We start from the raw sequence: 15362 nt of genomic DNA on the forward strand, positions 1-15362 counted from the left end.
CGGCAACTCATGCCAATGATCCGGCCGGCGAGACCTTGCTCGGCGGCTGGGCTGGAGTCGCCACAGCGGGCTCCTGCATACGGCGCAGGAACGCATCAAGCATCAGCAGGCTCCACAGCGTCGCGCTGTGATCGCGCCGTCCTTCCGTGTGCTCCCGCACCAGCTTGCCCAGCATGTTCGGATCGAAATATCCGGACCTGGCCACGGCGCCATCGAGTAGCGCATCGCGAACACGCTTTGCCAGCGGTCCCCGCAGCCATGCCGCCAGCGGCACGCTGAAACCCATCTTGGTTCGATAGAGCACGTCATGCGGCAAATCGGCTTCAAGCGCCTTCTTGAAAATGTACTTGCCGATGCCGCCTTTGAGCTTCAACGCGGGCGGCAATGAGGAAGCCCATTCAACCATCCGATGATCGAGTAGCGGCACGCGCACTTCGAGGCTGTTCGCCATGCTCGCGCGATCGACCTTGGTCAGGATGTCACCAGGAAGCCAGGTCTTGAGGTCCAGGTATTGCGCCAGCGACAGCGGATGTTGAGTCGGCGCGTGCTGCGCATGGCCACGAAACACCGAGAGTGCGTTGTAACCCTGAAGTTCGCTTTTGAAAGAATCGCTGTAGAGCTGCTGACGCATCGCTGTCGAGGTGATGCTGACACTGCGGAAATAGGCTTCCACATCGTCACAGGCCAGCGCCTGGAACGTGGTTTTGGCGCGCAGCGGACGCGGCGCCCAATCCGCCTTGGGATAGATCTTTCCCAATAGTCCGAACAGCGGCTTTCGCACCGCCAGTGGCAGACGCGCGCGCAAGGCACTTTCCCACGCGTGCAGGCGATAGCGCCGGTAGCCGGCGAAATTCTCGTCACCGCCGTCACCGGAGAGCGCGACCGTGACGTGCTTGCGCGCCAGTTGGCAGACGCGCCACGTGGGCAGCGCAGAGCTGTCGGCGAACGGTTCGTCGTACATGCCGGCCAGCATGTCCAGAAAATCGTAATCCTCGGAACTGACGCGCTCTTCGAAGTGCCGCGTGTTCAGGTGCTTGGCGACCTGTCGCGCATAGGCGGTTTCATCAAACCCGGCATGGTCAAATCCGATGGAACAGGTATTGACCGGTTCGGCGGCTATCCGAGTCATGCTGGCAACGACAGCGCTGGAATCCACGCCACCGGAAAGAAATGCGCCGAGCGGCACGTCGGCGACCATCTGGCTGGATACGGCATCGTCCAGCAGCGCGCGCAGTTTTGCGGATGCCTCGGCTTCACCCATGCGCGGATCGGTATTGAATGGGACGTCCCAATACTGATGGGTCAGCGGCACCGGTTCGCCCGCATGCCAGCTCAGCCAGTGTCCCGGCGGCAGCTTGAAGATGCCCTGATAGATGCACTTGGGATCGGGCACGTAGCCAAACGCCAGATAGTCTTCCAGCGCCTGCGGGTCGAGCTTGCGTTCAAGCTCGGGGTGCGCCAGCAAGCCCTTCAGTTCGGAAGCAAACACCAGGTCGCCGGCTTGGGTGAAGCCGTAATGGAGTGGCTTGATACCGATCTGATCGCGCGCCAGCAAGACCCGCTGGGTGCGCATGTTCCAGATGGCAAACGCAAACATGCCGACGAAGCGTGACAAGCACGCCTCCCCCCATTGTTGCCACGCGCGTAAAACAACTTCGGTATCGCCATGACTGGCGAAGACGATACCCAGCGCTTCCAATTCCGCCCTGAGCGATACGAAGTTGTACAACTCGCCGTTGTAGATAAGCGCCAGACCGGCCTGCTCATCCACCATCGGTTGCTGGCCGTGGGTCAGATCAATGATCGACAAGCGGCGATGCGCCAGCCCCACACCTTCGGCCAGATAGATGCCGGCTTCGTCGGGGCCGCGATGACGTTGCACGTCACGCATCGCCAGCAGCGTCTGCTCATCCGGATGGCCCTGGTGACCCAACACGATTCCTGCCAGACCGCACATCTCAACTCTCCTTGTGCTCAGCCAGCCCGGACACGATACGCGAAGCCGTCGTATGTGACCGACGACCGAGCAGGCCGTCGTACAACGCGACGTATGCGGCGACCATGGCGTTCAAACTGAATTTTTCGGCGACCCGAGCGATGCCCGCATCGCCATGCCGCCGACGCAAGGTGGCGTCTGCAACATAGGTGCTCATGGCCGCAGCCAAGGCGCGTGGATCGCTGGCCGGTACCAGCGTGCCGGTTACCTGGTCTTCAACCACCGAGGCAATGCCACCGACCTTGGTTGCAACTACCGGCAGCCCGGCTGCCATGGCTTCCATCAAGGTGACCGGCATGCCCTCGGCGATGGACGACAGCACAAACACATCAGATTCGGCCAGCAGTTCTGCCACGTCGTTGCGATTGCCGAGCAGGCGCACCGCATCCACCAAGCCCAGTTCAACAATTTGTCGTTCCAGGGCCTCGCGCTGTGGCCCCGCTCCGGCGATGATCAAGCGGCAGGAAGGATAGCCGGCTTCTTCACGCAGATACTTGAACGCCGTGATCAAGCCGGCTTGATCTTTGACTTTGTCGAGCCGCGCAACATGTGCGATGAGCACGCTTTCCGGCGGCGCAAAGTCGCCCAGCAAACGACGTGGCGCAAACGCGACGCGCGGCTCATCGAACGCCATGGCGTCAATGCCGTTCGCGATATAGACAACCTTGGATGGTCGAATCCGCGCATGATCGACAAGCCAGCTCTGCAGGTCGGCAGACACGGCAACGTAGCGATCAATCAACGGTGCCATCCAGCGACGCAGCCGCAGGTACGTGGGATTTTCACCTTGCGGATCAGTCGCATCCCGTCCGTGTTCGGCGTGGACCAGGTGACGGACACCGGCGAGCTTCACGGCCAACGCCATATCCAGAGTGCCGATGTTATAGGTCTGCACCAGATCCGGTTTCAGCGCGCGCAGTGCGCGCCACAGTCGTCCATGGCAGGCCCAATCCTTGCCCGGCTTCTTTTCGAGCGACACGCACTCGGTAACCACGCCTTCGATTTCGTCGCGCAAAGCGCCAAAGCCGGTCAAGGCAATCACGGCGTGCCGATAGCGATCAGCAGTCGCATTGATCAGCGAAACCACGATGCGCTCCATGCCACCGGTATCCAGCCGGTAGAGCACGTGCACGATCAAGGGCTTCTCTTTCACGGCTTGTTCTCGGCGGCGGCGGGTGCATGCGTGGTCTGCGGCTCGACCATGGTTTGCGCCGGAAGCGCTTGCGCAAAGGCACGCAGGTTCGCCTGCACTCGCTCGACACCGCCGGCGCCAACCGACGATGACAATGCCCACACCGAGGATTGCGGCACATCCCCTCGCAGCACGTCCCACGCTTGCAGCAACTTGGTGACCATCGGTGAGCGGGTGCAGCGCTGGTCCACGCAATACCAGAACCAGACGAGCCGCGAATCAGTCTCGCCACTCAGCCGCAATTCGCCGGCGGTCAGAGCTCGCCCATCGGCCAGAAGGATCGGACGGCTGGCGCTACTGAGTATGTGCGCCCGCGTCGAGTCGAAGAGCTGGTTTTCGAAGGTGATCAAGGTGTGCCCGCGACGCGGCTTGCCGGTGTAGACGGCATGGAACAGCTCGACCACCTGATCTCCAGTGTTCGCGCGATAAGCTGCCTTTACCTGTCCGGCCGCCCCGCTGAAGTTCGGGTGCCAGTTGTCTGCTGCCGCTTGCGCCGCACTCCAGCCTGCAAGGTTCGGCGCGGTCACCTGCAGCTCGCCCACCGGCGTGGGCAACGAGACGCTGGCTGCCAATACCGGGCCAATGATCAACAGCACGATCACGGCCGGCCAAACCGTCATGCGCGGGCCGGTCGGCCTGCTGTCATTGGCAGAAGCTGGCTCACGCGCGTCCACGGGGTCGCGGAAAAACCAGCCGACCAGCAACAACAACACCAGCACCGTGCCGAAGAACTGCCAGCCGAAAATCAGGTGGTCCAGCCCGGTCGCGTAATGCAGGCCCCAGGTGTCGCCGATCAAGATGGTGAAATACACGCGCAGGCCGTTTGCAATGATTGGCACGATGGCGGCCAGCAGCACAAACACCACGCGCTTTCGCCAGCGCTGGTACATCAAGTAGGCATACAGACAACCGAGTGCGCCGCAGGCGATGAAGAATTTCACGCCGCTGCAAGCATCCGCCACCATCCAGGTTGCCGCCGGCGTGGTGATCTCCCTGCCGTTGAGCAGCGCCGGCGTGCCGGTCAAGCCCAGCGCGTGCACCGCGAAATGCGCGGTGATGTCCTGCAAGGGACCCACCAGTCCATCACCCCACGGCACCGCGAAAACCACCAGATAGGCGAGCGGGAAGGCCAACACCCACAGCGCTCGCCAACCCCAGCACCCCAGTACCAGCGCGGGAATCAACGCCACTATCGCCACATGCTGCAAAAGATTGACGTCAAGCAGATGGCCGGCGTACCAGACAAACACCAGACCCGCTACCGCAAGCAAACCCCATGCACTGGGCATGGGTGGATGGGCGCGCACTTTGCCGCGCAGATCGAACGCTACCCACAGGCTCAAGGGCGGAATCAGGAACGCGTACTGGTAGGTGCCGTCGTGATCCCAGACTGACACCAGCGAGACCACCGCCTGCCAGTAGCAGAACAGCAAGACGGCAACCGCAAGGCCGAACGCGACGGTGGCCAGGGTCCAGCCGGAAATGCCCGTGGTACGGGCGGCATTGTCGGGCGGCACGTGATTCACGGGCATACCTCCAAACCGGCAGTGCCGCCAGTATGGACGGCGGCGGCGGGCACTGCATCGGCGAGCACCCGTTCGTAAGTGTCCAGATTGCCGACCCAGTCAAAGCGCGACAGCACCAGTGCGCGGGCCGCCGGCACGCGCGTGATCTCCGGCATGCCCAACCAACGCAGTGCTTCGGTGGCCATGTCCGCGGGCGAGTCGCTGATGCAACCCTGCCGTCCTTCAAAATCTTCGATGCCCTCCCACGCTTCCGGTGTTGCCAGCACGACCTTCTCCATGGCCAGCGCTTCCAGCACCTTGTTCTGAATACCGCGCGCAATACGCAACGGCGCCGCTACGGCATGCGCGTGTGCCACGTATGGCCGTACATCGTCGACGCGCCCGGTCACGGTAATGCCTTCGATCTGCGCCAAGGCATGGACGGCCGCGGTCGGCTTGCTACCCACGATGTAGAAGCGCGCACCCGGGCAGCGAGAAATAACCTGCGGCCAGACTTCGCGCGCGAACCATTGCACCGCGTGAACGTTGGCGCGGTAATCCATCGCACCAACGAACACCACGACCTGCTCGGCTGAGCGGTAAGGGTTCGCGTGCGTCTGCGCGGGGTCCCAATACGCGCCGTCGACACCATTGGGAATGCCATGGATCTTGGCGGCAGCGCCAGGCACCTGCTTGCGAAAGAATGCCGCTTCCGTTTCCGAGACCAGCACGCTGGCGTCAAACGCTTCGGCCACCGCGCGCTCGAACTGGGCCAGTCGCCTGGCTTCGCGCTGATAAATCATGCGCTTGACGCCGCGATGGGCGTGCGCGTATTGCCGCCACTTGTCCGAATCCACATCGACGAAATCCATGATCCGCCGCAGTTCGGAGTGTTCCATCACGAGCGGCGCCACGCCGGACGAATAGCACACCACCAAGTCAATCTTGTGCTCGGCCAACAGGCCTTCGATCCAGCGCCTCATCACACGGTCGCGGTAAGCGCCGATCGTCAGCGGCTCACCCCGGAGCAACGAACCCAGCGCCCGCCAACGCACTGACCAGGGCGACAACGGTCGCACACAGACCTCGGCGCAAAGGCTCTCGACCGGCGCAAGGTACTGCCAATCGTGAGGATCATCCACGAAGGTGCCGAGGTACACGCGATAGTGTTCTGCGAGCCGGCGCAAAACATGGAACGAGCGAATTTTGTCGCCCTTGCTGGGCGGCCAGGGCAGGCGGTGACAGAGCAACAGTACCGAGCGCATGCGCTACACCAGATCCCGCGCGAGCCAGGGGCCCACCGCGCAACTGACCGGCAACGGCAGACGCTGCCAGGCCTTGATGAACAGGCTGTACTTGCGGTTCGTGGGACTGAGATTGGGCACTTCGCTGGCGCCCACCAGATGGTAGGCATAGGGCAACGGCTGCGGCTCGAAGCCCCAATGCTTCTTGAAGTTATACGAACCGGTACCCTGCTTGCTGCGGCCGAAGTCGAACACCCGCGCGCCGCGATCCACCGCGCGCTGCATCACCGACCAGTACATGAAATCGTTCGCCGCCAGATCACGGCCGCGCGCCACGCTGCCGCCGTAATAGGGATGCACTTCGTCGCGGTAGTACAGACTCATCACCGCGGCCACTGGCTGTCCCTGATGAGTGACGACGGTAATTTCGCAATCGTCGCCGAAGACTTCTTTCAGGCGCAGGTAGTACTTGCGCGACAACACGGGCGTACCCAGATTACGCACGCTTTCGGCGTAGACCCGATAGAACTCGGCAACCGTAGCGTCGTGCCTAGCCTCAAGGCCCAGCGTAATGCCCTTGCGCACCATCGCGCGCTGCTTGCGCGGGATCGCCTTCATGTTCGTTTCGTGGTCCGGATCAATCGTCTTGCGGAAGCTGACGTACAACTCTTTGACCGGCCAGTCCGCGTGGCGCAACTCACGATCACGCAATTCGAGATAGTCCACGCGCAGTTCATCGGCCAGCGCAGTGGCGGCGCGCGTAAGTTGCGCTTCACTCTCCGCGTCATCCGCCACGATGCCGCCGTACACGCAGAGCGGCGTGGAAATCAACGAGTGACCGAACAGCCGACTGCGTATTTCCGCCAGCGGCAGTACGCCGGTGATTACGCCGTCGCGCTCCGCGTACAGGTAGTGGCAGCGGTGCCCTAGCTGCTGCTCGATGATGTTGCGCCAGGCCGCACGATGGAAAAACGTGGCCTGCGGCGCGTTCTGCGCGAATGCATCCCAGCGTGTTTCTTCACCGATACCCAGACGCTTGATGGCGCAAGTGTCGGCAGAACGACTGTCGTCCGCTTGATCCAGCATGTCCTTTGATCCTTCAGTCGGCGCCGCGTTCGGTGGCCTGCAACGCCACCGAGGGATAGTCGGCATGCCCTTCGGCGAGAAATATCCGGTCCATGCGATCGAACCGGAAGTCGTGCATCAATTGTTCGAGTCGGGGCACCGTGCGCGTCAAATTCAGATAGTGCCGCACGCGGTTTTTCAGCGTGACGCCCGGAACGCGCGGCTGCTGCGGATCGACTTCCCACGGATGGAAATAGAACACACCCGAAGCTTGTTCCTGCTCGTTCACGTGACGCAGGCCGCGCTTGAACAACGCGTAGGGCAGCAGGCGAAAATACCCGCCGCCACCGCAAGGCCAGTTGCGTCGCCAGCGCTGCGCGGTGGTTACCGGAATCTCCAGCAGCCCCGAAGGCTCGGCGAAAAAGGCGAATCGCGGCGCCTCTGGCATGCCGTACAAGTCGTGATGCAGCGGCACGATGCTGGAACTGTAGCGATAACCGGCTTCGCGCAATTCCTGGTGGGCCCAGAGGGTTCCGGGGCCGACGGAGTAACTCGGCGCGCGGTAACCAACCACCGCAGCACCGGTCAGGTCTTCCAGCAAATGCTTCGTACGTACAATTCCGTCGCGAAACTGGTCGGGCGTCAGCGTGGTCAGTCGCTCGTGACCGAAGCCGTGGCTTGCCACTTCATGGCCGGCTGCGTTGATGTCACGCATCAAGGCCGGGAAGCGCTCGGCCACCCAGCCAAGGATGAAGAAGGTCGCGTGTACCTGATGACGCGCGAACAAATCCAGTACGCGCCGGGTATTGTCTTCAACGCGCACCGGCCATTGCGGCCAATCCTCGCGCGCAATGCATTTTTCGAAAGCGGAGACCTGGAAGTAGTCCTCGACGTCCACCGTCATGGCGTTGATGATCGGCTCGGCTAGCGGCGACAGCGAGCTCATTTGTGCTTGCGCCTGGATCGTCCGTCGTCGAGGTTGGACGCCTCGTCACCCCTGAACGACGCTGACGCAGGCGCGGTTTTCAGCATCTCCCTGAGCTGGATGTTCTCATGCATCAACTGCAACAGGATGTTGTTGCGTTGCTTGAGATCAAGCTCGGTAAAGCCGACGTCGCGCTGGGTAGGGGCAGCGACCACTTCGGGTTCCTGGCGCTGGGTGATGACGGGACCTTCCAGCGTCTGTGGCACGTCGGCCATCTCGTCCTCGATTTCATCGAGCACGACGTTGAGTGCTGTCTGGTCCAGGCTGTGCAGTTCTTCCAGGTACCCGTGCAGCAGCAGGCGGTCCATGATCAGGTTGACCTTGCGCGGGATACCACGACCTGCCTGATGCACGCCGGGGAAAATCTCGGGTGCCAGCTCCGGGTCGTGATCCCAGCCCACCGCATGCAAGCGGTGCAGGATATATTCGCGGCACTCTTCCACACCCATCGGATCGAGTTTGTGCGAGGCAATGATCCGCTGCCGCAACTGTTCCATATGGTTGTTGACGATGGTGGCCTGCAGTTCGGCCTGACCGATCAGAAAAACCTGCAGCAACGCCTGACCGTCAACCTCGAAATTCGACAATATGCGCAACATTTCCAGCGCGGTCGAAGTGAGCGTTTGCGCTTCGTCCACCACCAGCAAGGCATGCGAATAGCGCCCGCGCAACCGGATGAGGTGCCGCCGCACATCCTGCAGCAAGGATTCCTTGCTGCGACCCTCGTAGGGCAAGTCAAACGCTGACGCGACGGCTGGCAGGATGTCCTCGCCATCCAGGTTGGCCGAGGCAATACCCGCGCGGGCTATGTTGCGATGGGTGAGTTCTTCGAACAACTTCTGGATCAGCAACGTTTTGCCGGTACCGACTGCACCGGTAATCATCACAAAGCCCTCGCCCTGCTCCAGTCCGTAGAGCAGGTAGGACATGGCACGCTTGTGACCCTTGCTCGGAAACAGCATGGCTGCGTCCGGAGTCAACTGGAACGGTTTGCCGCGAAGTTTGTAGAACGCCTGATACATACGGATCTCAGAACAAATGGGTCAACTGCAGGAAAATCACGTTCGCGCCGTACGTGCGCGCGCCCACAACCGGCAATGCGTAGCTGACGTTGTTGGAGTCATGACGCAGTCGCAAAGCTGCGAAGTTCTTGGGATTCAGTTGATGCGCCAGCACCACTTGCGCGTAGCGGTTGTAGCGAGTCTGTCCGTCTTCAAACTGATACCGCTGCCAACCCACGGTGGGTGTCAGCGTGGTGAACGGTCCGATGTTGAACAGCCAGTCGACATTGCCATTCGCCACCTTTTCCTGGTGGTTGTCCAGGATGAAGTAGGTGCGCCGCTCGTCGTATAGCGTGACTTGCAGTCTGCCTGTAGGCATTTCATAGCCCACCGACGCGGAGCCACGCTTCATCAGGTAAACCTGTTGCTGCCTGAGCGATGGAAGCCCGTTGATGCCCGTAGACAGTGGAGCCGATTGTGCGAGGTTTTGTCCCAGCAACTGCTGGCTGAGATCGGTGGGCTGTTCCACATAGCTGACCATGGTTGTCAGCAACGCTGCCGAGCGCGTCCACGAAAACTCGTAGCTGCGTCCGTAAAACCGATGTCCGACCAGCAATTTCAGATGGTCGCGCGTGTTCGATACGCTGAAGCCGGCATCCCAGAAACTGGCACCCCATTTTCGCGACGTGCCATCGGGCAGGAACCGGGTTTCCTTGCCCACGTCGGCGAGCAACCTGGTGGCGTTGCTGATTTGCCAGGAGGTGCCCAGCTTGGCCAGGGCATATTCGAAGCTGTTGCCGACATCCGGATCGATGCGCTGGTCGGAATAGCCAATGTTCCAGCCCAGGGTTTGAGACTCGGGACTCACCAGGTTGAACTGCACGCCCTGACTGGTGATATCGGTCAGCCCGTTCAGCAGGCCGGCGCCTTGTTGGGGAATGCCGTGACTGTCATACATCACGCGACCAAAGGTGTAGCGCAAGGTTGCCACGCCAACATTGCCGAGATCCTGAATCCAGTAGGGACTGAGCGAGGCCGTGGCAACATTGGCGCTGTTGTTGTTCAGAAAGAACGTGCCTTGCCCGCTCGCCAGTTCGTTGTTGATCAGCTCGCGTCGATAGCTGGCCATGCCGTCGACAAACAAATGTTGTTCAACAACGGCCAGGGTTGCGCGGGTTTTCAGATCGTGAGCCAACTGATTGGAGCGGGATTGACCTGCGTAGAGATAGCCGGTCATCTTGTAGTCAAGCATGCCGGAAAGTCGCGGACCACTTCGCGCCCACTTGAAGAACGGCTGCACCTGGGTAACCCAACCTGATTGTTGCGGCGAACCGTTGGCCGCGAGTGTCAGGTTATCGGTATAAAGTTCGCCCAACGTGATGCCCGCAACCATACCTGGCGATTCGGCACTCGGTTGCGGAATCACACCCACAGGTACGTCGCCGGCGTCTGAGACGGAGCCATCCTGAGCGGAATTCAGACCACCGAGATTGTCTGCTCCCACGCTTTGGGCAGCGGCTGTCGTCAGCCATCCGCTCAGGACAAGCGATGAAAACAATGCGGACCTCACTAACGGGCGCATCTAGGCGCCCCCTTTCAGAGCCTTGAGGTAGTAGCTGTGGCTGTTGTTGTAACTCTCGGCCGCGGGCAGGCGACTCATGTTGAGCAACAAGCCGACGTATTGAAGCTCGTTCAAGCGGCGCAGCGCTGAGGTAACTGTCTGCCGACGAGTGCGGCTGGCTGCCACCACCATGACAATCTGGCCCATATGGGAAGCCAGCACTTGCGACTCCGAGGTTGCCAGCAGCGGCGACGAATCAAAAACCAGCAAGCGTCGGCGATTACGGCCATCCAGTTCATCCAGCACGTGTTCCATGCGCCTGCTGCGGAACAGTTCGGCGGCGAGTGGATGGTATTTTCCCGCAGGCACGACCAGCAGATTCGGCACATCGGTGCGAAAGATGACCTCAGCAGGAGCCATGCTTTCGTCAGCCACCAGATCCATCAGACCGGGCTTTTCGCTGAGCCCGAAGGCGTGGGTAACGTCGGATTTCGGTATGTCGCCGTCGACCAGCAGCACTTCGTAGTCGGTCTCGCGCGCCAGACTCAAGGCCAGATTCACCGCGGTGAAGGTCTTGCCCTCCGCGGGTTCGGCACTGGTCACCATGATTCGCTTGCCGCGGGCAAACGTTTCCGAACCCTTGCCAATCGCGTTGGCAAGCAGCGGACGTTTGACGGAACGCAATTCATCCGACAACTGGCGTTCCGCCTCATCGTCCGACGGAAGCAAGCCGATGCGCTTGAGTGCTTTGATATCCACATGCGACGGCGCCGCCGTGATCACCGGCTGAGCAGACTCGCGCGCGCGTTCCTGGGCACGCTCTACGGTCGGCACGGCTTGCTGCGGCCTGGGCTCATCCGGGATCGGAGCGGACGACTCTACCGGCAGGGTTTTAAGCTTTGCGACTGCTTTCTCGACGATGCTCATGCGCCACCCATGACAAATAATTGCTGCACCACGCGCGCAAGCTGGCCATTGAACACAAAGGCAAACGCCAGTGCCATGGGCAACAGGCTCGCCCCCGCAAGAAATCCGATGACATCACGACGCTGTCGCCAGCCGCGCGCACCCGAGACAATCAAACTGATGGCGCCAATGACCGGATAGCTGCCGTACGCCTGCAAATCCCTCAGGCTGGTGAATACCGGCGTCAACTTGTGCAGCAGATACCCAAACCCGGCACCAGATGCCAGCGCAAAAGCGAACACCAGAAGCAGCAGCACGCCGCGGTTCGGGCTCACCGGCAGCAACGGCACCAGCGGTGGATTGATCACGCGGAACTTCAGGTTGTTGCCGCTTTGCGTGGCGTCCTGAGACAGTTGCGCGGTGTTCAAACGCTCCAGCAACTGGTCGTACTGCTTCTTGGTGACGTCATAGTTGCGGGTCAACTGCTGCAACGTGGCCTGCACGTCGGTGATCCGGTCTGCCCCGCCCTTGAGATCGGAAATCTGCCGTTGTTGAAGCGCGATCTGGGTAGCCAGCGTCTGGATGCTGACCTGGGTGGTGTACATCGACTTCTGCATCTCCTGATACACCGGATTGTCCGAAGCCACACCCATCATCGAACCACTGGCGACATTCTTTTGCAGCGCCGCGCGCCGCGCCTGAAGCTGGGCAATCATGCGGCGCGTGGAAATCACGTCCGGATATTCGTCGGTATAGCTCAGCAACAGCGTGCTGAGCTTCTGCTGGTACGTCGCGATCTGACTGTCGACATCCTGGGTGCGCGGATCGATGCCCGAGGATGCAGAACCCGTGGCCATCGCGCGCATCTGCTGCTGCGTGGTCGCGCGGCTGGAAATGGCCGTGTCGTACTGGGCCTGCAATGCCTGCAACTGCGTCTGGGCAGCCTGCAGCCGCATGAAGTAATTGCTGCCGCCCTGGGTCGGAATGAAGCCGACGTTGGCTTTCTGGAAGTCGGCGAGCTTGGTTTCCGCCTCGCTCAGCCGCTTGCCGTAATCCTGAACCTGCTGTTCCAGGAAGTTCTGCGCCGTGGTGGTCGAAGCGGTATTGGCGCCTACCGTATCGTTCATCAGGATCTGCAGAAACGCCTGCACGACCCGCTGGGCCATTTGCGGGTCGGAATCGTTATAGCTGAGATTGTAGAGATTCTGCGTACCCGCGGACTTTATCTGCACCGCCTTGCCCAACCGCAGCAGCAATTCGTCCTTGCCGGCCGGCGTCGACACGCGCACCGACAAGCCCGTCTTGTCCGCTACCGTTTCAAGATTGGGCTGCGACAGCAGCGTATGGGTAACCACCTCCAGGCGCGCGCGAACGTCCGGCTGCACCGCAACCCCGCGCAGTAGCGGGTTGGTCAGCGCATCCGTGTCGGCATACACCTGGGCGCTGGCTTCGTACTTGTTGGGAAGGCTGAAAACAAGCAAGGCGCCCGCAATCATCACGCACCAAGCCACAGCCAGTGCACGCCAGCGGTAGCGCCATGCGGCGCGTGCCTCCAGCAGCACGGTCTGGAACAGCTCATGTAAATCGAATGATTCGTTCTGCATTACGTTCTTTTCCGAGGGCGCCAGCCGCAGGCGCATGCGCGCCTGGTCGTATCAAAACAAGGACTGGGGAATGATCAGGATGTCCCCGGGGCGCATGACGACGTTGTTCTTGATCGAGCCACCCATCAGCTCGCCGAGCCGCACCGGGATGCTTTGCTCCGTGCCGTCGGGCAGATGACGAATGATCTTGGCGCTGTTGCCAGCGGCGAATTTGGTGAGGCCACCGACATCGATCATCACGTCCAGCACGGTCATGCCGCTGCGATAAGGCACGGCCTTGGGCGTGGCCGCCTGCCCGACAACACGCACCTGCTGGCTGTAAGCGCCAACGAAACTCTTGACGATCACGGTCACCAGCGGCGAGCGGATGTAGCGACCCAACTCGGTTTCAAGATCCTTGCCCAGCTCTTCCGGAGACTTGCCGGCGGCCACGATGGACTGCACCAGCGGAATCGAGACGCGCCCATCCGGGCGCACCGGAACGGTGGTGGTCAGCGTCGGATTGTCACGCACGAAGATTTCCAGCGAATCGCCCGGCCCGATGAGGTAGCGCTCTGCAGCTTGCGGCGCCGCAGATGCCGCCGTCTTCGGCAGGGGCGCCGTGCTGCAACCGGCAAGCAACACAAGACCTGCCGCCATGGCCAGCCAGAGAACAAAGTTTCTCGATAACGATTTCACTGCTCTTCTCCTAAATTTCAGCGGGCGCCGCGTCCGAACAGCACCACTTCCACCGTCTGGATGAGAATGGTCAGGTCGAACACCAGATTCTGGTTCTTCACGTAAAACAGGTCGAACTTCAGCTTTTCCTCGGCATCCTCCACGGAGGCTCCGTAGGTATAGCGCAGCTGCGCCCAACCAGTCAGCCCCGGCTTGACGCAATGTCGTAGCCAGTAATACCCAATGCGAATGTTGAAGTCGTCGACAAAATGCGGCCGTTCCGGGCGCGGGCCGATGATACTCATGTCGCCACGCAACACGTTCCATAGCTGCGGCAACTCGTCCAGGCGCACCTTTCGGATGAATCGCCCCACCCGCGTTACCCGATCGTCGTCCTTGGTGGCCCAACGCGCCACACCATCGAGTTCGGCGTCGGTACGCATGCTGCGAAACTTGATCACCTGAAACGGTTTGCCGTTCTCCCCGACACGCTCCTGGCGATACAGAATGGGCGCGCCGCGACCTGACTCCAGCCGGATCGCCAGCATCGTCAACAGCATGAATGGCCACGTCATGAGCAACACCAGCAACGCGACACACACGTCAAAGGTGCGCTTGGTCAGTCGACGCGACATCGAAATGCTGAAGCCTTCGGAAAAGACCAACCACGACGGATTGGTGAGATCCATCTTGATTTTGCCGGCTTCACGTTCGAAGAAATCGGCAAGTTCGGTCACCGCGATGCCACGTTGCTTGCATTCCAGCAGCGCGCCGATCGGCAAGGTGCCGCGCCGGTCATCCGGCCCCACCACGATTTCCTCGACGCCGTGCCGAGTCGCCCACTCGAACAGCGCCTCGTCCGGGTGCCCCAGCAACGGGACGGAAACACATACCGGGTCGTCGCCGACAGGTATGCAACCGAGAATCTTGAATCCACGCTGGTCGGACTTGCGGCGCATCATGCGGATGACTTCAGCAGCACGTTCGCCGGCACCAAGCATGATGACGCTACGCTTGAACAAGTCAGCGTCTACAAGGCTCAGGAACAGTATTCGCCACAACGCCACCACGACGTAGCCCAGCAGCAACGCCAGAATCAGCACGCCACGACCAAGGTAGGCCGGCGCAAACAGGTAATACAACACGGTCAGCGAAATGCCGCCCAGCAGGAAAGCCACGCCCTGTCGGCTCAGCCGGCCCAGCCAGCCCGCACGCAGATGAACCTGATACAGGCCCAGCGACGCCATGGAGAAAATCAGCACCCCCGCCACCAGCAGCGAACGCCAGTGCAGGCTTGCGCCAAACACCTCTTGCGCGTTCGCGTCTCCCCAAAAACGTATCCTCAAGGCGGCGTGAATACACGCCTCCAGCAGCCCAAACTCGATTACCACGAGCAGCAGCTGCCAACGGACCGCTCCCTGTCGGAACATTCGATTCACATCGCACTCCTCTTTCTGACGAGTCCTTCTGTCAGTCCACCGCTTCGCAAAACAGCCGCTTACGTTATCACGAAGTGTGACCGAGTTCAGGTTTATGAAAAGGTGGAGGTGATAAAGCACGAAACATGCCCGAACTTGGAAGCGGCCTGGCCGAAGACTCGCTCAGCCTCGCCCCAGTAATCCGGCCGCGCGGCGGCCACGGGAAGA

At 61.1% G+C, this 15362-nt stretch carries 12 protein-coding genes; all 12 read right to left on the bottom strand.

Going from position 1 to position 15362, the window contains the following annotated elements; translation table 11 throughout:
• Positions 1 to 7: 7 nt before the first annotated feature.
• Positions 8 to 1957: an XrtA/PEP-CTERM system amidotransferase gene (locus PY254_RS01465; RefSeq protein ID WP_281013716.1), complete on the bottom strand. Its 1950-nt coding sequence runs from the start codon at positions 1955 to 1957 to the stop codon at positions 8 to 10.
• Between the two features lies 1 nt (position 1958).
• A complete protein-coding gene (locus tag PY254_RS01470; protein WP_281013717.1) occupies positions 1959 to 3149 on the bottom strand; it encodes a TIGR03088 family PEP-CTERM/XrtA system glycosyltransferase in 1191 nt (396 codons plus the stop codon).
• Complete coding sequence (gene xrtA, locus PY254_RS01475; protein WP_281013718.1) at positions 3146 to 4714, bottom strand: exosortase A; 1569 nt, start codon at positions 4712 to 4714, stop codon at positions 3146 to 3148. Before xrtA ends, PY254_RS01470 begins: the two co-directional genes overlap by 4 nt.
• Positions 4711 to 5958, bottom strand: coding sequence for a TIGR03087 family PEP-CTERM/XrtA system glycosyltransferase (locus tag PY254_RS01480; RefSeq protein ID WP_281013719.1), 1248 nt, complete (start codon positions 5956 to 5958; stop codon positions 4711 to 4713). The genes xrtA and PY254_RS01480 overlap by 4 nt, the downstream gene beginning before the upstream one ends.
• A gap of 3 nt (positions 5959 to 5961) precedes the next feature.
• Positions 5962 to 7023 carry a FemAB family XrtA/PEP-CTERM system-associated protein gene (locus PY254_RS01485; protein WP_281013720.1) on the bottom strand — a complete coding sequence of 354 codons (1062 nt, stop codon included), beginning with the start codon at positions 7021 to 7023 and terminating at the stop codon, positions 5962 to 5964.
• A 13-nt stretch (positions 7024 to 7036) separates the two neighbouring features.
• Positions 7037 to 7948: an XrtA system polysaccharide deacetylase gene (locus PY254_RS01490; RefSeq protein ID WP_281013721.1), complete on the bottom strand. Its 912-nt coding sequence runs from the start codon at positions 7946 to 7948 to the stop codon at positions 7037 to 7039.
• The gene (locus PY254_RS01495; RefSeq protein ID WP_281013722.1) at positions 7945 to 9009 is read right to left on the bottom strand and encodes an AAA family ATPase; all 1065 of its coding nucleotides are present in this window, start codon (positions 9007 to 9009) and stop codon (positions 7945 to 7947) included. The genes PY254_RS01490 and PY254_RS01495 overlap by 4 nt, the downstream gene beginning before the upstream one ends.
• Positions 9010 to 9016: 7 nt before the next feature.
• Positions 9017 to 10381, bottom strand: coding sequence for a TIGR03016 family PEP-CTERM system-associated outer membrane protein (locus PY254_RS01500; RefSeq protein WP_281013723.1), 1365 nt, complete (start codon positions 10379 to 10381; stop codon positions 9017 to 9019).
• A gap of 189 nt (positions 10382 to 10570) precedes the next feature.
• Entirely contained in the window at positions 10571 to 11476 is a 906-nt protein-coding gene (locus tag PY254_RS01505) for an AAA family ATPase (RefSeq protein ID WP_281013724.1), read from the bottom strand.
• A complete protein-coding gene (locus tag PY254_RS01510) occupies positions 11473 to 13059 on the bottom strand; it encodes an XrtA system polysaccharide chain length determinant (RefSeq protein ID WP_281013726.1) in 1587 nt (528 codons plus the stop codon). The genes PY254_RS01505 and PY254_RS01510 overlap by 4 nt, the downstream gene beginning before the upstream one ends.
• Positions 13060 to 13110: 51 nt before the next feature.
• A complete protein-coding gene (locus PY254_RS01515) occupies positions 13111 to 13698 on the bottom strand; it encodes an XrtA/PEP-CTERM system exopolysaccharide export protein (protein ID WP_281013728.1) in 588 nt (195 codons plus the stop codon).
• Positions 13699 to 13754: 56 nt separating this feature from the next.
• Positions 13755 to 15146: a TIGR03013 family XrtA/PEP-CTERM system glycosyltransferase gene (locus tag PY254_RS01520; RefSeq protein ID WP_281015127.1), complete on the bottom strand. Its 1392-nt coding sequence runs from the start codon at positions 15144 to 15146 to the stop codon at positions 13755 to 13757.
• Positions 15147 to 15362: the final 216 nt, after the last annotated feature.

Origin of the sequence: Rhodanobacter sp. AS-Z3 (genome assembly GCF_029224025.1) — a bacterium.
Lineage (GTDB): Bacteria > Pseudomonadota > Gammaproteobacteria > Xanthomonadales > Rhodanobacteraceae > Rhodanobacter.